Raw genomic sequence first — 21,927 nt, forward strand, 5'->3', positions numbered from 1 at the left:
GTTCCGGCAGCCTGTGATCAGAAAACTGCCCATTTACAAACGTCAAATCGAGGCCTATAATATACTCAAAGTTGTATTGGGTAAACATAATTGCATAAGTACAAAAATGATTATCATTCTCATTCGAAAACCATGCTGCTGCGGGATTCCCGCAGCAGCATGTGTCATTTTTAGGGCATTAACAATGGCTCTCATTCTCAATGCGACACAACTTAAATCAACGAAACAAGAAAGGATTGTGATTTACATGCAAGCGATACATCAACCTATACACACCCAGGCACAAGCAGAACAGAACTCCGCCCAGTCACCTGACCCGAACCGTGGACGTAAACCTAATTTTCGCGCCATGCTCCGGAATAAGGAGATGCAGGCGGCTCTCGGCAGCGGGTTATTAATGCTTGTTGCATGGGGAATTTCACCCTATTTCAATGCGATATCCATCATGCTGTACATCGTCTCTTATGCAATCGGAGGATGGACCAAGGCCAAGGAAGGCATGGAGACACTGGTCAAGGACCGCGATCTGGATGTGAATCTGCTCATGATTGCTGCATCACTTGGTGCTGCAGCTATTGGATACTGGAATGAGGGCGCGATGCTGATCTTCATTTTTGCGTTAAGTGGTGCGCTGGAAAGTTATGCGACGGAACGGAGTCATAAGGATATTTCATCGCTGATGGCACTTAAGCCGGAGACAGCACTGCGCATCGAGAATGGACAGATGAACCTTGTCGCCATTGATGAGCTGAAGCCTGGTGACCTGCTGCTGGTCAAACCGGGGGAATTAATCCCGGCCGACGGTACCGTTTATCGCGGGAGTTCATTCGTTAATCAGGCTTCCATTACGGGTGAATCCCTGCCAGTCGATAAAGCTGAGGGAGACGAGGTTTATGCAGGAACGGTGAACGGCGAAGGTGCATTGTATGTAGAGGTAACGAAGTCAGCTGCAGGTTCGCTGTTTGGCAAAATCATTAAGCTGGTCGAAGAGGCACAAGCCGAAGTACCGGATTCACAGCGTTTCATTGAGCGATTCGAAGGCATTTACGCACGAGTGGTTGTGGGTGCAACTCTGATGGTTATCGCAGGAGCTCCACTGCTGCTGGGCTGGACTTGGAATGAGGCGTTTTATAAAGCGATGGTTTTTCTCGTTGTAGCTTCACCTTGTGCACTGGTTTCCTCCATCATGCCAGTCATGCTGTCTGCGATGTCCAGCAGTGCACGTCGCGGCATTCTGTTCAAGGGAGGAGCCCATGTGGAGAATATGGCTCAGACCCGGGTCGTGGCTTTTGATAAAACAGGAACATTGACCATGGGTACTCCCCAAGTTACAGATATTATAACAGCCGAGGGCATGAATCGTGCCGAACTGCTGTCTGCAGCAGCTGCCATTGAGAACTTGTCCATGCATCCGCTGGCTCGTGCCATTGTAGATCAGGCAGTGCGTGAAGGTATTGTGACGCAAGAAGCCGAACGGGTACAAACACTGACAGGTTGGGGCATTGAGGGGTACGTACACGGTGTTCTCTGGAGGATTGGGAAAACGAATGAAATGCACTTGGATACCCATCCACACTGGCACGACGAACGTGCCCGCCTGGAGAGTGAAGGCAAAACGGTATCGATTGTGATGGCGGATAACCATTTTGCTGGCCTGATCGCCATGCGAGATACCGTTCGTCCACAAGCCGCAGCAGCCGTGAAGAAGCTGGAGGATATGGGCGTGAAGGTGGCCATGCTGACAGGTGACCGGGCCAAATCTGCAGCTGTGATTGCACGGGAAACAGGAGTAAGTCTCGTCTATGCCGATCTGCTTCCCGAAGACAAAGTGAAACAGGTACAGGCATTGCGTCAAGCGTACGGACAGGTGCTCATGGTTGGTGATGGTGTTAATGACGCTCCTGCACTTGCAGCGGCTACTGTGGGCATGGGTATGGGAATGTCGGGAAGCGGGACAGCGCTGGAGGTGGCTGATGTGGTGCTCATGAATGATAATATCGAGGAAATTGCCTGGGTGATTGAGCAGGCGCGAAGAGCACAACGGACCGTGAAGCAGAATATGTTTTTTGCTATTACGGTTATTCTGGCACTGATAGCGGGGAATTTTCTGCAAGGTGTAGCATTGCCACTGGGGGTGGTTGGGCATGAGGGCAGCACGATTCTGGTTATACTCAATGGTTTAAGACTGCTCCGATAATGATCCGGAAAATGAACCTGTAGGAAACCGTTCTATGCATCCGGATAGGACGTATTCAGCCAACCTTACAGAGGCTCCCAGCAATTTCATGTAATCTTCATTTGTGACCAAAAAAAGAACCTGCAGGGCAGAATGATCTGTCCTCAGGTTCTTTGGGATGTACGTTTATCTACGGAAAAGTCTTGCTTAGAATAGTTCAGTTAAACCAATCATCGTAATGAGTCCCAGCAAAAATGAAACGGTGGCTACACGTGCGTTGCCATCTCCGTGACTTTCGGGAATCAGCTCTTTGTATACAATGAACATCATCGCACCTGCGGCGAATGCAAGCCCATAAGGCACAAGTCCTGCGACGAGACTGCTAAGTGTGTAGCCGATCATGGCGGTGATTATTTCGACGGCTCCTGTCAAGGTTGCAATCCCAAGCGCCTTGAAGCGGCCGATGTTCTGATTCACGAGGAACAGAGCAACAAGGAATCCTTCGGGAGCATTTTGCAATCCAATCGAAAAGGCAATAAGATTGCCCAGACTGGCATCGGTACTGGCGTAACTGACACCTACAGATAAACCTTCAGGCAGGTTATGCATGGTGATGGCCGCAATAATCATGAAGGCTTTGGCTTCAATTTTAAATGGAACCTTCTCTGGATTCTCCAGATCCACGTGGGGGATCTTCATCTCGAGTACCAGCAAAACCATGCTGCCGAGCATAATTCCAAGAGCAAGCACGAACAGGTTCGACTGCCCCAGCGCCTCGGGAATGAGATTGTACACCGAAGCCGAGGTCATGATGCCTGCTGCGTAAGCAAGCAAGATATCGCGCAGACGGTGTGTTACTTTTCGCATAAATAGAATAGGTACGGCCCCAAGGCCGGTAGACATGGCTGAGATAAAGCTGCCAATGAGTGCATCGTTCATGCTTCCATTTTCCCTCCTGATGAAGACTTCTTCATAATCGCTGCCGAGCATTGACACCGTAGTTAAAAGAGATCATAATGAACAACAGATTAGAATGATTATAAATTAGAATTCCATTTCTGCATAGGGCAATTGTCATATCGGGCAGGTCCTGTGGACATGATTTAGGCTTATATCGATCTAGTGTATGCAAGGGCGTTTGCTTTTGATGCCGGTGAGCCCAACCTTTTTGCAGAACTCGGGGGAGGAACTATACATGTATAAATCCATTATTATCGGAACAGGCCCAGCAGGGCTGACAGCAGCAATCTATCTGGCTCGTGCCAACCTTAACCCACTGGTTATCGAAGGACCACAACCTGGTGGCCAACTGACAACAACGACGGAAGTGGAGAACTTCCCAGGTTTCCCTGATGGCATTATGGGTCCTGAACTGATGGACAACATGCGTAAACAAGCAGAACGTTTTGGCGCTGAATTCCGCACAGGCTGGGTAAACAACATCGATATGAGTGAGCGTCCGTTCAAAATCCAGGTTGAGGGCATGGGTGAGTTGGTATCGGAAACCTTAATCCTGTCTACTGGTGCATCCGCTAAATACCTTGGTATTCCCGGAGAAGAAACAAACGTGGGCCGCGGTGTCAGCACTTGCGCAACATGTGACGGATTCTTCTTCCGCAATAAAGAAATCATCGTTATCGGTGGAGGCGACTCTGCTCTGGAAGAAGCAAGCTTCCTGTCCCGTTTCGGTTCCAAAGTAACTTTGGTACACCGTCGTGAGGAGCTTCGCGGTTCCAAAATCATGCAAGACCGTGCACGCAGCAACGAAAAAGTAGAAATGGCTCTGAACCGTACGCCGATTGAAGTCATTGCTGGTGATCATGGAGTAACTGGACTGAAAGTGTTGAACAACGCAACGGGCGAAGAAGAAATTCTTCCGGCAAGCGGCGTATTTGTAGCGATCGGTCACACACCAAACACTGGGTTCCTTGGTGGACAGATTACAACGGATGAACATGGGTATATTATGACCACACCAGGTACTTCCGAAACGAACATTCCAGGCGTATTTGCTTGTGGAGACGTTCAAGATACACGCTACAAACAAGCGATTACAGCGGCAGGCAGCGGATGTATGGCTGCAATGGATGCAGAGAAATTCATCGAAAGCCTGGAGCATAGCGCAGTAGCACTGTAAGGTATCTCGTTTAAATGGGTAAATTAACGTTATACTATATATAAACTATATGAGGTGAATGAATAATGGAAAACGTAATTGTATACACATCGACCAACTGCCCGAACTGCAAAGCAGTGAAGACGTTCCTGGCTGATAAAGGAATTTCTTATGAAGAGCGCAATATCGAGACAAGTGACGAGTTTGCACAACAAGTATGGGATATGGGCGTACGTGCAGTACCTCTGACTGTTATTGGTGAACACCGCATCCTGGGTATGAACAAAACACAATTCGCAAAAGCACTGGACGCTTAATCACCCCAATCGGATCATGAAGAATGAATGGAGCTATTCCGGTTCGCGCGAACCGTTTGAATATATAACAGAAAGAAGCCTTAGTCCTGTTCTGGACTGAGGCTTCTTTTGTTGGCATTATGTTATTTTTTGAAATGAAAAATCCCCTTGCGCCAGTGATCAGGAGCACATGGTAACATGAACTCAAGATTCACTGCGGAAGGGGATTTCGTCATTTAAACCAGGTATTTCATCTAAAAAAAGATGCTCATAAACGTCTGAAAAACAACATACACCAATACGCCTGACAGCATATACATGAACCCAGCCTTCTTTTTGCTCTGAAACAATCGAAGTATGCCGAGGCTGAACAGCGGCGCAAGCACGATCAAGAACAGGAGTACGGTGACAAACATTTGCGCCGAGATATCTGAAGTATCCACGTAGGTCACGGGTTTTCACTCCGTTTCGTTATAGGAATTAACATAGCGGCAATCATGCCGCCATGACAAAAATCACATATCCCCATTATAACTCTGGATTTCTTTAACAAAAAGGGAGGAAATGGGGCGAAATGATGTCAATTTTCAGCGGTTATTAAACCGACACTCTTATTTTGCCTAGAAACTGGGAAATAGCAGAGTAAGCGGCACCAATACGGGTAGAACGGCTGCCCAGCGCTGCCCATTCGATTTGCAAACTGCGACGGTGGTAGGGCAGTGTACGCTCTTCCACAACTTGTTTGAGCGCTGTTTCAATCCATGGACCTGCTTCGGAGAGTGGCCCGCCAATGATGATGCGCTCAGGATTGAAGCTGTTAACGATATTCGTGATGCCCACGCCCAGTTTGCGGCCGATGTTCTCGTATAAGTTCAATACGGCCTCATGACCTTGCTGGGCATATTCTACGAGCTCGCGGGTGGTGTGGGCTGGCAAATGAAGCTGGTGGTCGGGGTGCTCATAGGCTTTTTCGGAAGCATATAGCTCCCAGCAACCGTGATTGCCGCAAGAGCAGGGTCTGCCTTCGGCTTCGATTGACATGTGGCCTGTCTCCCCGGCGTAGCCCCAGGCACCTTTGTACAATTCACCGTCTACCATAATGCCCGATCCGATACCCATCCCTGCACTGATATAGATGAGATGACGTACCCCAATACCGCTGCCAAAATTCAATTCCCCATGAGCCCCTGCATTGGCCTCGTTGTCAATCGTTACAGGAAGCTCAAACATCTCCTCCAGCATGGAGCGAAGCTCGACCTTCTCCCAACCCAGGTTGGGTGCAAACAGCACTGTGCCAGCCTCATCTACCATCCCGGGTACCCCAATGCCAATACCAATTACACCATGTGGGGAGGGGGGAGCCGACTGAATCAGATCTTCCGCTGCACGTTTCAACTGTTCCAATACGGAAGGCACATCATGCTGTTCCAGTTTGATGGCATACTCCGTTATGATGTGGCCCTCCAGATCGGTAAGCACACCCTTCAGGTGAGTTACGCTCAGCTCCAGACCAACTGCATATCCAGCCGTACCCCGAAACAGCAGCATGAGCGGCTTGCGGCCACCGCTGGATTCACCCGGACCAATCTCCTGGACAAGCTCATCGCTGATGAGATCGGCAACAAGGTTGGACACGGTTGCTTTGTTAAGTCCCGTAACCTCGGATACTCTTGCGCGGGAAAGAGGGGCATGACGGCGAATGGTATCAAGGACGATGGACTTGTTTATTTTTTTGACCAGCATCTGGTCTCCGGTAATTTTCATAACAATCAGGCACTCCTATTCTGTATATAAAAGGGTTCAATCATTCATCCCGTGCTCAAGCTATTCGACTATTATAGCGTAAACAACCCCGGAAAAAACAATTTTATTTTACTTTGTTTAACCAATAGACAAAGTATAACCGATGTGGTAGGATAACGGTGTAAACGATTTCTTTAAAACTATTGAGGAGGCATTTTACATGGCCTATTTTGAATCCGTTAATAAAATCGCATTTGAAGGCAAAGACTCCACCAATCCTTTTTCATTCAAACATTATAATCCGGAAGAAGTTGTTGCCGGCAAAACGATGGAAGAGCACTTCCGTTTCGGCATGGCTTACTGGCATACATTAACTGCAGGCGGCAGTGACCCGTTCGGTGCAGAGACAGCTGTTCGTTCTTGGGATAAATACTCGGGTCTGGACCTCGCAAAAGTACGCGTGGAAGCGGCTTTTGAATTTTTGGAAAAAATGAATCTCCCGTTCTTCTGTTTCCACGATGTGGACATCGCACCAGAAGGCAACAGCCTGCGTGAGTTCTACAGCAACATCGACACAATCGTTGACCTGATCGAAGACCACATGAAATCCAGTGGCAAAAAACTGCTCTGGAACACGGCGAACATGTTCTCCAACCCGCGCTTCATGTTTGGTGCAGCTTCCACATGCAATGCTGACGTGTACGCACATGCAGCAGCGCAAATCAAGAAAGGTCTGGAAGTGGGTAAACGTCTGGGCGCTGAAAACTATGTATTCTGGGGCGGCCGTGAAGGTTACGATACATTGCTGAACACAGACATGCAGCTGGAGCAGGACAACATTGCCCGCATGTTCCACATGGCTGTAGACTACGCGAAGGAAATTGGCTTTGACGCACAATTCCTGATCGAGCCTAAACCAAAAGAGCCAACGAAACACCAATATGACTATGATGCAGCAACTTCCATTGCATTCCTGCAAAAATACGGTTTGGACAAACACTTCAAGCTGAACCTGGAAGCAAACCATGCAACTCTGGCAGGTCACACATTCGACCACGAAATCCGTGTTGCCCGTACAAACGGCATGCTCGGTTCCCTCGATGCCAACCAAGGTGATATGCTGATCGGTTGGGATACGGATGAGTTCCCAGTAGATATGTACGATGCAACATTGACGATGTACGAAGTATTGAAAAACGGCGGTATCGGCCGTGGCGGCGTGAACTTTGACGCCAAAGTACGCCGTGGATCCTTCGAAGCAGACGATCTGTTCCTGGCTCACATCGCAGGTATGGATACGTATGCTAAAGGTCTGAAAGTAGCTGCAAAACTGATCGAAGATCGCGTATTCGATGACTTCATCGAAAAACGTTACAGCAGCTTCAAAGAAGGTATCGGTGCTGAGGTTGTTGCAGGCAAAGCGACTCTGGCTTCCCTTGCAGAATACGCACTGAACAACGAGAGCCCACGCAAAAACCAATCCGGTCGTCAAGAATTGCTGAGAGCAAAACTCAACCAATACATCTTGGCTGACTAATAACTGGAATCAACTTGTATAAGCTTGGCTAGGGACACAGTCCATATATGCACGAGCTTGTACCATGGACGTTGAACAGCATGACATTCGGACCGTCCCCGACTTTCCCCTGGGAAGGCGGGGGCGGTTTTTTGATACCCAAACGGAATGAATTTCATGCGCATCAAGGTTTGCATGTGCATTACCAATGACGGATATATGTCGTTGGCGCGATTTTCAGCTACAGAAACGAGTACGTTTTACTCGTTTCATATCCATGTGTGTCCATGATAATGCATGCAGAACGAAGTGAGCAGAAAGGACCCGAAGAAGCGGAGCGTTCGCATTTATCCCTGGATTTCTCCCTTTCCAAAGGGAATAAAGGAAATCCGGGAATAACGGCGATCCGAGGGTTTTCTGATCACGGAGTGACTTTCATGTCTACATGGATTTTTCGTGGATATAACCTGTGATAAACGAGAGGAGTTAACTCATGAGTTACGTAATTGGTGTCGATCTGGGAACCAGTGCAGTCAAAACGGTGCTGGTTAACCGTGAAGGAAAAGTGGCATTTGAAGCATCCGAGGCTTACCCGCTGCACCAGCCCAAGGCGGGCTACAGTGAGCAGAATCCGGAAGATTGGGTAGAGCAGACCATTGTCTCCCTGCGCAAATTGCTGGAAGTATCCGGCGTACAGCCTTCCGAAATTGAGGGGCTTAGCTTCTCCGGGCAAATGCATGGACTCGTTCTGGTAGATGCAGAGGGGAAACCACTGCGCAATGCCATTCTGTGGAACGATACACGTACTACGGCTCAGTGCCGCCGCATTGAGAAAGTATTGGACAATAAACTATTAAGCATCGCCCGGAACCGTGCACTGGAAGGCTTCACACTGCCGAAAATCCTGTGGGTACAGGAAAACGAGCCGGAGCTGCTGCAGCAAGCATCCTTGTTCCTGCTGCCGAAGGACTACGTTCGTTATCGCCTGACTGGCGATTATGCCATGGATTATTCGGATGCAGCGGGTACATTACTGCTGGACGTTGCAGGCAAACAGTGGAGCAAGGAGATTGGGGAAGCTTTTGAATTGCCGATCTCACTGTGTCCGCGTCTCGTGGAATCGTTTGAAGAAGTGGGCACATTGCTTCCAGAAATCGCAGATCAAACGGGTCTTGCGGCTGCGACCAAGGTTTTTGCAGGTGGTGCCGACAATGCATGCGGGGCAATCGGCGCAGGCATTCTGAGTGAAGGACAGACGATGTGCAGCATCGGTACGTCTGGAGTGGTGCTTTCTTACGAAGAGCGCAAAGATCTCGATTTTGAAGGTAAAGTACACTTTTTCAACCATGGGGAGAAGGATGCCTTCTATATTATGGGGGTAACGCTTGCAGCTGGATACAGCCTGTCCTGGTTTAAGGATACGTTTGCAGCGGACAAATCATTTGATGTGCTCCTGCAGGGGATTGATCAGGTTCCGGCGGGAAGCAACGGCTTGTTATTCACTCCTTATATTGTTGGAGAGCGGACGCCTCATCCAGATGCAAACATTCGCGGCAGCTTTATCGGCATGGATGCCGGACATAAGCTGGAGCACTTTGGGCGTGCAGTCATGGAAGGAATTACGTTCTCCCTGCGGGAATCGATCGATATTCTGCGTGGTGCAGGCAAAACGGTCAATGAGGTCATCTCCATCGGAGGTGGTGCCAAAAATGAAGCCTGGCTGCAAATGCAGGCGGATATCTTTGACGCTACGATTGTGAAACTTGAGAGTGAGCAGGGTCCAGCAATGGGCGCGGCAATGCTGGCAGCATATGGCTGCGGCTGGTTCTCTTCCCTTCAGGAGTGTGCGGCAGCGTTCATTCGTCCTGCCAAATCCTATGTACCGAACAAGGAAACGGTAGCTGTGTATGATGGACTCTTTGCCCTGTATCAGGAAGTCTATGGACAGACACGCAGCCTGAATGATCGTCTGGCAGAGTACCGTTAATTCATAATGTGAATCATCCAATATGCAATAAAGGTTAACCGAAGCACTCGCGGAAGCGGGTGCTTTTTTTGTTGAATATGGACAGGAACTAAAAGCGTGCCAGAGCACAGTAAAGGTTGAGCAGTGAGAGGGTAGTTCTCAGACATAACCCCATCCCGGATATGCATAGATTGAATATAGAGAATTGACATAAGCCAAGAAGACAAACGACAAGATGAGGCCGATAATTAGTCAAGAGTAAAGTTTATCTGATAAATATTTAAGCCTGTAAATATGCTCGGATCCCCAATCCTATAACCCTTTCTTACCGCATTCGGATAGCAGAATTCAGAGAGATAATAAACGTCAGCTTAAGACGCGGAGGTGAGGCTTTGAATGACCGTGATGAAAAAGGCAGACCAGATATAACGCTGTCCATGATCGTACGCAATGAAGAACAGCGATATCTTAGACAGGCGCTGCAAACGCATCGTCCTTGGATTGATCGTGCGGTCATCATAGATGATGGGAGCACCGATAATACGGTTACCCTATGTCAAGAGCTGCTTGAAGGGATTCCCTTGGTGATGGTGGAAAATCGGGCGTCCCGGTTCGCCGATGAAGTGAGTCTGCGCAAGCAGCAATGGGAGGCAACGATAGCTACTGGACCCGAATGGATTCTGAATCTGGATGCCGATGAGATTCTGACGGCTGACTTTGGCATGCAGCGAAATCAGCTCCTGGGAAGTAGTGAGGATGCGATCTACTTCAGATTGTTTGATATGTGGAGTGATACGCACTACCGGGAGGATCAATATTGGCAGGCACATGCATATTACCGTCCTTTTCTCGTCCGTTATCGTCCCGGATTGACTTATGAGTGGAAGGAAACCCCGCAGCACTGCGGACGTTTCCCTCTTACGATCCAGCATTTTGCCTTTGGATGTCATACGCCTCGTGTGAAGCATTACGGCTGGGCTCGCGAGGAGGATCGCATCCGCAAATTCGAACGTTATCAGGCACTGGACCCGGACGCAAGGTACGGCTGGAGAGAACAGTATGAATCCATTCTGGATACAGATCCAAGGCTGCTGCCCTGGATGGAATAAGAAAGGGGGACCCCGTACTTGAATAAGGTAAAACCGAAGGAGAAGGTGCTGATTGCCAGTCCGGTTCGTCAAACAGCAGCAGTGCTCCGTGAATTTTTGGAATCTCTGACCTTTTTGGAGCGAACGACGGTGGAGACGGACTATTTGTTTATAGACGATAATGAAGAGGAGGCGTCTTCCAATATCCTTCGTGATTTTGCATCCCAGCATGGAGGGACCGTATTTGAATCCGATAACGATGAGGGAACTGCTCAGGGAAAAGGGACATACAGCAGGGATGAGGGAGGTCATTATTGGCGCGACGAACAGATTTGGCGGGTAGCCGGATTGAAAAACCGTATTTTACAATACGCCCGCGAACAGAATTACGATGCTGTTTTCCTGATTGATTCCGATCTTGTGCTGCATCCCCGCACGCTGGAGCAGCTTGTTTCCACGCAGAAGGATATTGTATCGAATATTTTCTGGACGCGCTGGCAGCCGGGTACAAGGGAAATGCCGCAGGTATGGCTGCAGGATGAGTACGCATTGTACCGAAAAGGAGTGAAATCCGAAGCGGGTAAGGAAATTCTGGATGAGAACACGCAAACCGATGCCTTTCTAAACCAATTGCGAGTGCCAGGCTGTTACGAAGTTGGTGGGCTCGGTGCGTGTACGCTCATTCGCAAGAATGCTCTTATAGGTGGGGTTTCCTTCAACCAGATTCCGAATGTATCGTTCTGGGGTGAGGATCGTCATTTTTGCATTCGAGCCCAGGCACTTGGTTTTCGTTTATACGTGGATACCCATCTTCCGGCCTATCATATCTATCGATTATCTGAACTTCCAGGTGCTGCTGCGTATAACCGCAGGGTCAGACGAGGAGAAGAGACTATCTGTATTACGCTATGTATGATTGTGAAAAATGAAGAGGCTTCCCTGGCCAGATGCCTGGATTCGGTGAAGGGTATTGCCGACGAGATCGTAATTGTGGATACCGGATCAACCGATCGCACACGTCAAATTGCGGCCAAATATACAGAACGAATCGTTGATTTTGAATGGATCGATGATTTTGCAGCTGCACGCAATTTTGCCTTCGATCAGGCAACAACGGAATATATACTTTGGCTGGATGCGGATGATGTGTTCGAACCGAATGACCGGGAGAAGCTTATTGGTTTGAAACACTCTCTTGATCCTGCGGTGGACAGCGTTACCATGGACTATAATCTGTCATTCACTCCAGATGGGAAGGTTGCCTACAGTTTGAGAAGGAATCGACTGGTGCGACGGGATCGGAATTTTCGCTGGATTGGTGCAGTGCATGAATATCTGGAAGTTGGCGGCAAGTTGCTGCATAGCGATATTGCGGTGACCCATAAGAAAGACAAGGAGTACACTGACCGCAACCTGAGGATTTACCGCAAGCGTGAGGAAGCAGGAGAACATTTCTCTCCCCGGGATCTCTATTACTTCGGTAATGAACTGAAAGATCATGGACAGCATGAGGATGCGATTACATACTACGGGAAGTTTCTGAATACGGGTCTTGGTTGGGTGGAGGATCAGATTGCTGCCTGCCAGAAAATTGCAGATTGCGAAGCGGCATTGGGACGCTCAGAACAGGAAGTTTCAGCGCTTCTGAGGTCGTTTGCCTATGATTTGCCGAGAGCAGAGATCTGCTGCCGCCTGGGGGGTTATTTTGCGGACCGAGGAGATTATCGCAAGGGGGTATTCTGGTATGAACAGGCAACCCATGCTGTTCGTCCAGCCGATCCGATGGTCGTCCTGAACGAAGCAGCCTGGACATGGATGCCCCACTTGCAGCTATGCGTATGTTATGACCGGCTGGGCAATCGTGCCAAGGCGAAGGAGCACAATGATATTGCTCTAGCATATCATCCTACACACCCCAGCATGCTGTACAATGATCAATATTTCAAGGATCTGGAAAAGGAAAGTGTACTGGAAGAGGCTTGATTCCGGCAAAACCTCTCTTATGGTCATGGGTTGAATAGATGGTATCCACCGACATTCGTCCATATTGATAAGAGAGGTTTTTTGGGTTGTGTATTTCATCAAGGATGAATTCGTTTTACAATATGAATTAACGGAAAAGCGGTGATAATAATACTGTCTTCGGCTGCCGAATCTATGAAGCAAGGGGAAGCTCGCATGAATTTGACGGAAGTACTACTAGAGTCGAGGCTGGTTGCCATTGTTCGCGGCATTAGCCGGGAAGCAGCAATAACAGCAGGAAAAGGCATGACCGACGGTGGAATCCGCCTGATGGAAGTAACGCTCAATACACCTGGGGCACATGAGATTATCGGAGACTGGCGGACCCGGCATGAAGGACAGGCTTATGTTGGAGCAGGAACGGTTCTTAACGTGCAGATGGCCAAGGAAGCCGTTGCAGCAGGTGCTCAATTTCTGGTATCGCCCAATGTCGATCTGTCTGTTATTGAATATGCTGTAGAACATGGGGTGGAGATCTGGCCAGGAGCCATGACACCTACCGAGATTGTAGCTGCCTACGAGGCAGGCGCACGTGTGGTGAAGTTATTTCCAATGGCGAGTTTGGGATTGCCGTATTTACGGGAGATCAAGGCGCCACTTAATCATATCCCGCTGCTTGCAACGGGCGGAGCTAATCTAAACAATATTACAGACTACTTTGCTGCTGGTGCAGCAGCTGTAGGACTTGGCAGTGCACTTTTGCCGAGAGAGGCACTGGATGCAGGAAATCCCGAACAGATTGCAGCATGTACACATGCATTTGTGGAAGCAGCGAGAGTCAAAAAGTAAAAAACTCAATCAACGATATGTATATTTGGATATAATATAAAAGATGCAGCTATTTAACAGGGCGTTAATGGTGTTGGCGTAGAATAGGTGTATGACAGAGGCCGGAGAGGAGAAATGCAGAGTGAAAGCCAGAACGATGATTGGTGGAGTTATTGCTGTTGCTGCCGTAACGGCAGGTGGCTTATGGAAAGCGGCGGTGAAGAGTCAGACACCCAAAAAGATTCCCATCACGATTACTCCGCCCATGCCATTCGAAGATGTCACCTTCGAGAGTGGTGGAGGACGGGTTCATGGATGGTTTATTCCGGCTGGAGCACATGTTCCCAAACCATGGCCGCTAATCATTATCGCCCATGGCTGGGGTTCCAACCGATCACGCGTGCTCCGTTACGCACGTCCCATCTGGGAAGCCGGATATGCGCTCTTCATGTATGATGTTCGTAGTCATGGGGCCAGTGATCCGGTAAAAGCAGCGTCTGCCTATCTGTTCCGTGACGATCTGCTCTCGGCACTACGTTACACCACCTCTCGGCCGGAGATCGATCCGGGTGCCATCGGCGTGCTCGGCCATTCCCTTGGAGGTCTGGGAACGATCATGGCGGTAACGGAACATATTCCGGTATCGGCAGTCATCACGGATTCGATGCCATCCCAGTTTGAAGTAATCGTCAGTTCGGAGCTGAAACGTCGGCGATTGCCGCTGTTCCCACTGGCGCAGTTGATTCCGCGAATCTGGTTCTGGAGGCTCGGTGAATCACTGAAAACGTACCGCCAGCGCGATCCGGTCCTGCTGCTAAATGAACGGCGTAAGGGCATGCAGCTGCCAATGCTTATGGTGCATTCCAAGGGAGATAACTTTATCCCGCCAAGTGAGCTGGAATACTTCATGTCCAAGGCTGATCCGCCTGTAGAGCATCTGTGGGTAAATAGCGGCGGACATAGCTGCTCAGAGGAAGACCCTGCCTTCTGGGAGACCGTCATTCCTTTCTTGGAAAAACATGTTCAGGTTCAGGCTCAACCGCACAATTCGGACATTACCCTCTAATAAATCCTAATAACCGTCAGCCTGCATGACAATCGGCTAACCGTGAAACGCCAACCAGGTTGGCGTTTTTTGGTCTGTTCTAACCATTATACAAAAATTCTCATTTGTAAAATTGTTGGGAAACGACGATTAAAAAGGAAGCTTATGGTATCATAGAATAGACTGGCAATATTCATGCAGGGTTATTTCGCATGCATCCATGTATGAAATTGAAGGGAGAGGTCCAGATTTGAGTTTTCAGATTCGATTCAAAATGATGACAGCCAGAGCTGCTTCAGCAGCCATGGCGGCATTGCTTCTGGCATCGCAGACTCCAGGGTTTGCAGGCAGCGTGTCAGCAGCGCAAGCAGAACAGGTTACAGAAGCTGCACCGGGGGAAAATGAACAACTAGACGTGACTAGCAATGACGTGCCTGAGGGGGCTAAAATCTCCTCCAAGCAAGCCAGTGAGAATATATTGAAACTGTTTCCGATGTTGAAAAAAGCGACCATCACCTCGTCGCAATTTGATCCGAACAACCAATTCCCTCCGCTGGAGTACAAAACATGGGATATCGGATTTCAAATTACCGAGGGGAATCATTCCATGGGGTTCGGCGCATCTGTACATGCAGGGACAGGGGAAGTCCTGAGTGTGCATTTGCCATCTGATTTACTGGATAAGCAGTTATCTGGGTCAGAAGCCAAACTGACCAAGGATGAAGTGGAAGAGCAGGCTGTGGCCTTTCTGTACAAGGCTATCCCTGGTTTGAAGGAAGGTGCATACGCATCTTTGGGTGACCTGTACCAACCGGCGGGACAGCAATCGTTGTTCGGCAGAACCGAATATCAATTTGCATACCAACTGAAGCATGACGGTTTGTTATCTGAGGCGGAGAGGGTTTACATAAGTGTGGATCAAAGTGGCCTGGTAACAGGATATTCACGAATGACGACCGCGGCTGAATATCCTTCATCGAAACCGGCTGTGTCTGCCGAGAAGGCAAGGCAGCAATTCGAAGACCAGTTCGATGTGGAACTCGCCTACATTTCGAAAAATCGCCTGTCTTCCAAGCAAGGCCAGCAGTATTATCTTGGATATACGCCGAAGGATTCCAGCATGGTTCCGCTTGAGGCAAATACGTTGGAACGGTTCGACGCGATGACTGGAAAAGTCATTACCGAGGATACGGTACAACAGGACAAACCGCTGAAAGGCAGTGTGGCCGCTTTTGTTCCAGCGAAAGGACAGAGACTGAATGCCCAGCAGGCAGAGAGCCTGGTGAAAAAGAGCTTTGACATTCCGCAAGGATACAAGCTGGATTACAGCCAGTTAAATAAAGGCAGCTACTGGAGTCCAAACAATCAGGTTTGGAGTCTGAGCTGGAGCAACCGAAACGCGAATATGTCCTATATGTTCATGCGGGACATTTCAGCACAAGTGGATGCCACCACCGGACAAATTTACAGCTATAGCCTGTATCAGCGAATGGGTCCGGATACCGCACAAGAGAAACCGGATGAGAAAAATGAAGGCAAATCCGTAACCCGTACACAAGCCGAGAAACTTGCGATTAATTCGGTTATTGCACTTGTGCCGGATGCCACGGAACAGTTTAAGCTGTCCAGCGTGCTTGAGGTAGAGGATGCACGTACATTCATTTTTCAGCGCTACTTCAATGGAATCGCGGTTAAGGATGATCTGGTGCAGGTACAGGTCCTGAACGATGGAACGATTAGCGAATTTTATGCCAATCTTGCGGCAACGCCTGAGCAGCTGCCTGCAAGCAAGGAACCGGCGATCAGCTACGAAGAGGCAAAAGCGGCTTACCTCGAAGAATTCAAGCTGGTTCTGGCATACTCCCGTTATGGTGGACATGGTACGAGCAGTGGCCAAGTCACGCCGTCGGGGATCAATCTTGCGTATATGCCTACACGGGATGATCAATCGATCTACGGCAGCTATGAAGTACTTGATGCCAATACAGGTGAATGGACGTCTTTGTACAACACTTCCAGCACAGCAGCTCAAGCTGCACCTAGTGATATTGCTGGTCATGTGGCTGAAGAGGCCATCCTTAATATGACCCAGCATAGCGTCCTGGTTCCTGATGAGCAGGGACGTGTCTTCCCGGATCGGGTGATTACCCGAGGGGATTGGTTTAACTATCTCGCCAGAGCAGTTAATCCGAATCTGGACATCTATTACACGGTGAACGGGGATGACAAGCTGTTTGCGGACATTACGCCAGATAGCCCTTACTATCAGGCAGTGCGTACACTAATTGACCAGCGCTGGCTCGCTGGCGCTGATCCAGAGGTCAGTCTGAATCCACAGGATGAGATGACTCGGGAAGAACTGGCTGTATTACTTGTCCGTATCCTTCGTTACGAGAAGCTGGCTGGTTTCTACACCATGCCATCGGATCTGCCGAACCTTGTAGATGCGAATTCGATTACCAATAAAGGTGCCGTATCTCTTAGCATGAAGCTGGGATTGCTTCCTTCCATTGAAGGACGTTTCATGCCGGCACGCAAAGTGACTGTAGCGGAAGCGTCACAGGTACTGGAGCGATTGGCCAAGCTGCAAGGCAAGACAGATTCATTTATGACAGGCAGTCGTCTGTATTAAGAGGTATTCTTGCATAACCCGCTCTGGTAAGTCATAGGCTGGATGTAGCGGGTATGTGTTATTTTGCTGAAGACAAGGGAGACCTTCTGCGGAAGGTCTCTTTTGATGCTTTTCGACAAAACTAGAAGCCTGACGTCAGATCCTTTTGTGATACAATGAGGCATGAGAATGTTGCAAAGAGAGGTGGTATCCTTTCATGGGCAAAAACGGAAAACGAGTGATCACCATATTGCTGGCAGGCTGTCTGATTGCGGTGGCTTTACCTCGTACGGTTGACCTGGATCAACTGTATGCTGCATCGGACACATCCGATATTTCCACAACCAAGGATTTACGCCAGACGTTGCTTACAGCCATGTCACAGCGAACGGAGGAGCTTGTATTTACATACAAGGGCGATGTGAAAGGACTCAAAAAGCAGCTCCAGAGCTCCATTGATGAAGCAATGACCAGTGATCCCTATATCCAATATACCGTCAAAAGTTATGCTTTTAATTATAAAGGTTCCAACGTTTCGGCCGAGGTCCATGTGAATCTGTCCTACCGGGAGACCAAGGAGCAGACCGATTACGTTAACCGCAAAGTGACCCATGTTTTAAAAGAGATCATCACACCTGGCATGACGAATCATGAAAAGGTGAAAGCGATCCATGACTGGATTGTTCTCCACCTTGCCTATGATACTTCTCTTCAGAAATATACGGCCTATGATGGACTTGTGACGGGAAGCACCGTATGTCAGGGATATTCCCTGCTAGCTTACCGCATGCTGGAACAGGTTGGTATTGAGAACCGGATTGTGGAAGGTACGGCAGGTGATCAGCTGCATGCTTGGAATATCGTGAAGCTGGACGGCAAATGGTACCACATGGACACGACCTGGGATGATCCGACACCTGATCGCAAAGGGAAAGTTAGCCATAACTACTATTTGCTCAGCGACGACGAGATGGCACGTGACCATATCTGGACGGGCCAAGGCAAATATCCGACTGCACCAGCTCCCTACCGGGAGGCCCTACAAACCTTGATACAGAGCGGTGGCAGCAAGGCACCGGCATATCAGAAGCTGTACCATACACTGGAATATTCGCTCTATGACGAGAAAGATGCGGTTAGTGGACATTCCGCACTGGAAACCAAGGTGCAGAATGTGCTGAAGGAAGGTGGAACCACACTGACGTTCAGATACAAAGGTACCGAGACAAGACTGGTTGAAGATTTGCAGAATTTGTATCAGCTCGGGATGAAATCAATATCGTATTATGTGTCCAAAATGGAAGATACAACGGATCTGCGTGTGAAGATCAATTGGACGTTATGAATCAAGGCGGATGTAATAACGCCTTAATGGTATGCAAAACAAAATCCCCCTGCTTCTTAACCGTAGAGAACGGTCAGAAGCAGGGGGATTTTCTATACGTTTACTGCGCAGAAGAATCCGTAGGGGAGAAGTCACATTCCTGCAGGGGCACCACTTTGGTTTTCTTGATCCACTTGTAACCAAGCCATAGAATCAGGAACAGCGGTACACTCAGGTAAGCAACAAGCGCTCCGCTCCAGTCGATCTGGTCGCCCGTAAAGGCCTGGTAGTTCTGTCCGATAATAACGATGATACAGAGTACAAAAGCGAATATCGGTCCGAAAGGGAACCAGCGTGCGCGATAAGGCAAGTCTTTCAAGTCCCTGCCCTGGGCAACATAAGCCCGGCGGAAGCGATAATGGCTGATGGCAATGCCTAGCCAGGTGATAAATCCGCACATGCCGGAGGCATTCAGCAGCCAGGTATACACAATACCGTCACCGAACAGGGAAGCGAGAAACGCAAGCATGCCGACAGCTGTAGTTACAAGCAGGGCATTCATTGGAATGCCTTTTTTGTTCAGTCGTGCAAGGAAACGCGGCGCCTTGCCATCACGGGCAAGAGCATAGAGAACCCGGCTTGAAGCATACATGCCAGAGTTGCCGGCAGACAGCACAGAGGTCAGAATGACAGCATTCATGACCGAAGCTGCAATGGCAAGCCCTGCTTTTTCAAATACTAGCGTAAATGGACTGACACCGATATTGTTCAGATCACCTTTGAGCAGGTTCGGATGCGTATACGGGATGATCAAACTGATTACCGTGATGGCCAAAATGTAGAAGATCAGAATCCGCCAGAATACCTGCCGAATGGCACGAGGTACATTCTCACGCGGATTTTCACTCTCACCCGCAGCGACACCAATGAGCTCGGTTCCCTGGAAAGAGAACCCTGCAGCCATGAACACACCAAGTACGGCGAAGAATCCGCCATGGATGGGCGCATCACCCACTGTAAAGTTGCTGAAACCGACGGCTTCTCCGCCCATAATACCGAAGATCATCAGCACACCTACGGTCAAAAAGATAATGACGGTAGCCACTTTGATGATGGCAAACCAATATTCCGATTCACCATAACCTTTAACAGACAGCACATTCAGAGCAAAGATTAAAACGAGAAATAGCAGGCTCCATAACATGGACGAGCTGTCAGGGAACCAATACTTGATGAGTACTGTAGCTGCAGCCAGTTCGGCCGCAATGGTGACGGCCCAGTTGTACCAGAAATTCCAGCCCATGGCGAAGCCAAGTGCGGGATCAACGAAACGAGCGGCATACGTATTAAATGAACCGGAGTCAGGCATAAATGTAGCCAGTTCTCCAAGGCTTGTCATCAGAAAGTAAACCATGATACCGACGGCGGCATATGCAATCAATGCACCACCCGGTCCTGCTGTGGAGATGGCGGTACCACTTGCGAGGAACAGTCCTGTACCGATGGAGCCACCGAGGGCAATCATCGTCATATGTCGTGCACGCAATCCTTTTTTCAGGGAACCATTTCCTGCTGTTGTTTGCTTGTTGCGGTCTTGCATGAAAACACTCCTTCACTCAGCGTACTGATGATATGGATCAATGGCACTATACACACAAAAGACCGCAGGCTTCAGCCTGCGGTCTTGATATCCATTGTCCGCACCTGTCCCAGATGTTATAAGATAGCTCAACACAGAAGAATTCATACCCGCCCATGCGGGCTGGTGTGTATCTCTGTGACAGTTCTGTACCTTTCGGCAGCAGCCCCAACCATACTGGACAAATGTAAGGAACCGTCCAGCAGGCTTCGGCGGGTGCACCTTTCGGCTGATCTCATGAGCGGCTCCTTAGCGCCTCCTTCAGCTTACTGATCGCACCCGCGACCTCTACCTCATCATCGTGGATGAGGTGTATCTATTGTCTATGAAATTATTGAATAGCAGAACGTTACATACCATGTTCTGTTGCTCAAACAGACATTCAGTATACCTTTCCTCGTTTCATCATGCAATAACAAAAGTTGGATGTTCTTTTAACAAGGACTATTCCGTCTTTTTGTTACGTCCGGCCATTTGCTGCCATACGGTACCTGCAGCCTGTTCACCGGATTCGATTCGCTCCAGTGCCATCTTGGCCTGCAGGCTAACTTCAAATTCAGGATCTTCCGCTGCCTTTCGCAGAGCTTGTTCTGCTTCTTCGGTTCCCACTTCATATAAGAAACGGGCTGCCCGCCAGCGCACCAGTTTGCTGCTGTCGGTGAGCGTAGCCGTCATCACAGCGGTTGCAGCCGGGTCGCCGATATCGGACAGAGTGTCTCCAGCGGTACGACGTACGGCAGGAGAGCTGTCCTTGAGGGCTTCATACAGCAATTCCATGGCTTCCGGCGTTTTGATATCTCCAAGATAGACTACAGCCAACCGGCGTATCTGCATTTTACTGTCATGCAGGGCGCGGGCAATAAGCGGCAATCTCTCTTCTGTAGGTTCCATACCGTCAAAAGCTGCATATCGTACATTCCAATCCTCACTGCTCAGTGCTTCTTCCAGTTCGGCACCTTCCAGCTTGCGGCGGCGTTCCACAAACTCTTCTGTATTGGTTCCGTGCGCAATAGCCTGTTCGATGACCTGCTTCAGGCGCTCCGGAGGATAGGCTGCCTCCAGTTCCTGCTCAACCTCACGGGCAATATCCGGCAATTCTCCGTACCGTACGCCGTAATCACTTAATTTACGTTCTTTGATCAGCGTTGCACTGGCTACTTCGGTAACGGCCTTAACGAATCGATCGGAGAGAGAGATTCGTTCTTCCTTTGCACCTGCCTTAACCCGAATCTGCATCGGAACACCCCGGAAAAACTGTACAAATACCTGTGCTTCGCCAAAGTGCTCGCCTGACGCATCTTCGGATTCAATCCAATCAAGGTCAATTCCTTGTTGGCCCAGACGGTTCTGGACTTCCCCCAGAATGACGGACCAGTCGGCATTGCCCTTGCGATCCAGCGCAACGAAGTCCGTGGTATGAAATACACTTTTAACGCCAGGAATATGGAGCATCTGGCGGATAAACGCTGGAGCAGAACGTTCATTATCCAGCGTGTAGGTTCTGCGGATCCCGTCTTCGAGACGCTCATCGAGATGAAGCATCATCGTATTGGGACTAGGTGTTGGTTCAATGGAAACAATATTCATCGGTTCATAACCTCCTGTACCGGATTCATC

Annotated in this window: 16 protein-coding genes and 1 riboswitch; of the genes, 11 read left to right on the forward strand and 5 right to left on the reverse strand. The window is 49.2% G+C overall.

The window, feature by feature from the left end; translation table 11 throughout:
* The first annotated feature begins 247 nt into the window (after positions 1-247).
* A complete protein-coding gene (locus CHI14_RS25450) occupies positions 248-2,197 on the forward strand; it encodes a heavy metal translocating P-type ATPase (protein ID WP_283164015.1) in 1,950 nt (649 codons plus the stop codon).
* 186 nt (positions 2,198-2,383) lie between these two features.
* On the opposite strand, the gene CHI14_RS25455 is transcribed toward CHI14_RS25450, so the two are convergent.
* On the reverse strand, positions 2,384-3,115 hold the full coding sequence (locus CHI14_RS25455) for a ZIP family metal transporter (RefSeq protein ID WP_095292393.1): 732 nt from the start codon (positions 3,113-3,115) through the stop codon (positions 2,384-2,386).
* 256 nt (positions 3,116-3,371) lie between these two features.
* Here CHI14_RS25455 and trxB point away from each other — a divergent pair, with 256 nt between their 5' ends.
* Together trxB and CHI14_RS25465 are read left to right on the forward strand one after the other, a co-directional pair.
* Positions 3,372-4,313, forward strand: a complete 942-nt coding sequence (trxB, locus tag CHI14_RS25460; RefSeq protein ID WP_095292395.1) for a thioredoxin-disulfide reductase — start codon at positions 3,372-3,374, stop codon at positions 4,311-4,313.
* 65 nt (positions 4,314-4,378) lie between these two features.
* Positions 4,379-4,609, forward strand: coding sequence for a glutaredoxin family protein (locus CHI14_RS25465; protein ID WP_095292396.1), 231 nt, complete (start codon positions 4,379-4,381; stop codon positions 4,607-4,609).
* Between the two features lie 233 nt (positions 4,610-4,842).
* On the opposite strand, the gene CHI14_RS25470 is transcribed toward CHI14_RS25465, so the two are convergent.
* Positions 4,843-5,040 carry a hypothetical protein gene (locus tag CHI14_RS25470; RefSeq protein ID WP_053779005.1) on the reverse strand — a complete coding sequence of 66 codons (198 nt, stop codon included), beginning with the start codon at positions 5,038-5,040 and terminating at the stop codon, positions 4,843-4,845.
* A gap of 145 nt (positions 5,041-5,185) precedes the next feature.
* Positions 5,186-6,352 (reverse strand): ROK family transcriptional regulator, encoded by a 1,167-nt coding sequence (locus CHI14_RS25475; RefSeq protein ID WP_095292398.1) that lies wholly within the window; start codon positions 6,350-6,352, stop codon positions 5,186-5,188.
* A 199-nt stretch (positions 6,353-6,551) separates the two neighbouring features.
* Here CHI14_RS25475 and xylA point away from each other — a divergent pair, with 199 nt between their 5' ends.
* The 8 genes from xylA to CHI14_RS25520 all read left to right on the forward strand — a co-directional run bounded on the left by xylA (position 6,552) and on the right by CHI14_RS25520 (position 18,692).
* Positions 6,552-7,868, forward strand: coding sequence for a xylose isomerase (xylA, locus tag CHI14_RS25480; protein WP_095292400.1), 1,317 nt, complete (start codon positions 6,552-6,554; stop codon positions 7,866-7,868).
* A 472-nt stretch (positions 7,869-8,340) separates the two neighbouring features.
* On the forward strand, positions 8,341-9,834 hold the full coding sequence (gene xylB / locus CHI14_RS25490) for a xylulokinase (RefSeq protein WP_095292404.1): 1,494 nt from the start codon (positions 8,341-8,343) through the stop codon (positions 9,832-9,834).
* A gap of 371 nt (positions 9,835-10,205) precedes the next feature.
* Complete coding sequence (locus CHI14_RS25495) at positions 10,206-10,922, forward strand: glycosyltransferase family 2 protein (RefSeq protein WP_249281237.1); 717 nt, start codon at positions 10,206-10,208, stop codon at positions 10,920-10,922.
* Between the two features lie 891 nt (positions 10,923-11,813).
* The gene (locus CHI14_RS30770) at positions 11,814-12,884 is read left to right on the forward strand and encodes a glycosyltransferase (protein ID WP_349290401.1); all 1,071 of its coding nucleotides are present in this window, start codon (positions 11,814-11,816) and stop codon (positions 12,882-12,884) included.
* Positions 12,885-13,079: 195 nt separating this feature from the next.
* On the forward strand, positions 13,080-13,712 hold the full coding sequence (locus CHI14_RS25505; protein ID WP_095292407.1) for a bifunctional 4-hydroxy-2-oxoglutarate aldolase/2-dehydro-3-deoxy-phosphogluconate aldolase: 633 nt from the start codon (positions 13,080-13,082) through the stop codon (positions 13,710-13,712).
* Positions 13,713-13,833: 121 nt separating this feature from the next.
* Entirely contained in the window at positions 13,834-14,757 is a 924-nt protein-coding gene (locus tag CHI14_RS25510) for an alpha/beta hydrolase (RefSeq protein WP_249281238.1), read from the forward strand.
* A gap of 229 nt (positions 14,758-14,986) precedes the next feature.
* Positions 14,987-17,368 (forward strand): YcdB/YcdC domain-containing protein, encoded by a 2,382-nt coding sequence (locus CHI14_RS25515; RefSeq protein WP_170948274.1) that lies wholly within the window; start codon positions 14,987-14,989, stop codon positions 17,366-17,368.
* A 196-nt stretch (positions 17,369-17,564) separates the two neighbouring features.
* Entirely contained in the window at positions 17,565-18,692 is a 1,128-nt protein-coding gene (locus CHI14_RS25520; protein WP_095292411.1) for a transglutaminase domain-containing protein, read from the forward strand.
* A gap of 100 nt (positions 18,693-18,792) precedes the next feature.
* Here the strand turns inward: CHI14_RS25520 and CHI14_RS25525 are convergent, their stop codons facing one another.
* Entirely contained in the window at positions 18,793-20,271 is a 1,479-nt protein-coding gene (locus tag CHI14_RS25525; protein WP_095292413.1) for an amino acid permease, read from the reverse strand.
* A 116-nt stretch (positions 20,272-20,387) separates the two neighbouring features.
* Positions 20,388-20,609: riboswitch (Lysine riboswitch) on the reverse strand.
* A 145-nt stretch (positions 20,610-20,754) separates the two neighbouring features.
* Complete coding sequence (locus CHI14_RS25530) at positions 20,755-21,897, reverse strand: virulence factor (protein ID WP_095292415.1); 1,143 nt, start codon at positions 21,895-21,897, stop codon at positions 20,755-20,757.
* Positions 21,898-21,927: the final 30 nt, after the last annotated feature.

This window comes from Paenibacillus sp. 7516 (assembly GCF_002272715.1).
GTDB lineage: Bacteria > Bacillota > Bacilli > Paenibacillales > Paenibacillaceae > Paenibacillus > Paenibacillus illinoisensis_A.

Bases quoted from the DNA above. Each gene is read 5' to 3' on its own strand.
- CHI14_RS25450 (WP_283164015.1), top strand. From the start codon at position 248: ATGCAAGCGATACATCAACCTATACACACCCAGGCACAAGCAGAACAG.
- CHI14_RS25455 (WP_095292393.1), bottom strand. From the start codon at position 3,115: ATGAACGATGCACTCATTGGCAGCTTTATCTCAGCCATGTCTACCGGC.
- trxB (WP_095292395.1), top strand. From the start codon at position 3,372: ATGTATAAATCCATTATTATCGGAACAGGCCCAGCAGGGCTGACAGCA.
- CHI14_RS25465 (WP_095292396.1), top strand. From the start codon at position 4,379: ATGGAAAACGTAATTGTATACACATCGACCAACTGCCCGAACTGCAAA.
- CHI14_RS25475 (WP_095292398.1), bottom strand. From the start codon at position 6,352: ATGAAAATTACCGGAGACCAGATGCTGGTCAAAAAAATAAACAAGTCC.
- xylA (WP_095292400.1), top strand. From the start codon at position 6,552: ATGGCCTATTTTGAATCCGTTAATAAAATCGCATTTGAAGGCAAAGAC.
- xylB (WP_095292404.1), top strand. From the start codon at position 8,341: ATGAGTTACGTAATTGGTGTCGATCTGGGAACCAGTGCAGTCAAAACG.
- CHI14_RS30770 (WP_349290401.1), top strand. From the start codon at position 11,814: ATGATTGTGAAAAATGAAGAGGCTTCCCTGGCCAGATGCCTGGATTCG.
- CHI14_RS25505 (WP_095292407.1), top strand. From the start codon at position 13,080: ATGAATTTGACGGAAGTACTACTAGAGTCGAGGCTGGTTGCCATTGTT.
- CHI14_RS25520 (WP_095292411.1), top strand. From the start codon at position 17,565: ATGGGCAAAAACGGAAAACGAGTGATCACCATATTGCTGGCAGGCTGT.
- CHI14_RS25525 (WP_095292413.1), bottom strand. From the start codon at position 20,271: ATGCAAGACCGCAACAAGCAAACAACAGCAGGAAATGGTTCCCTGAAA.
- CHI14_RS25530 (WP_095292415.1), bottom strand. From the start codon at position 21,897: ATGAATATTGTTTCCATTGAACCAACACCTAGTCCCAATACGATGATG.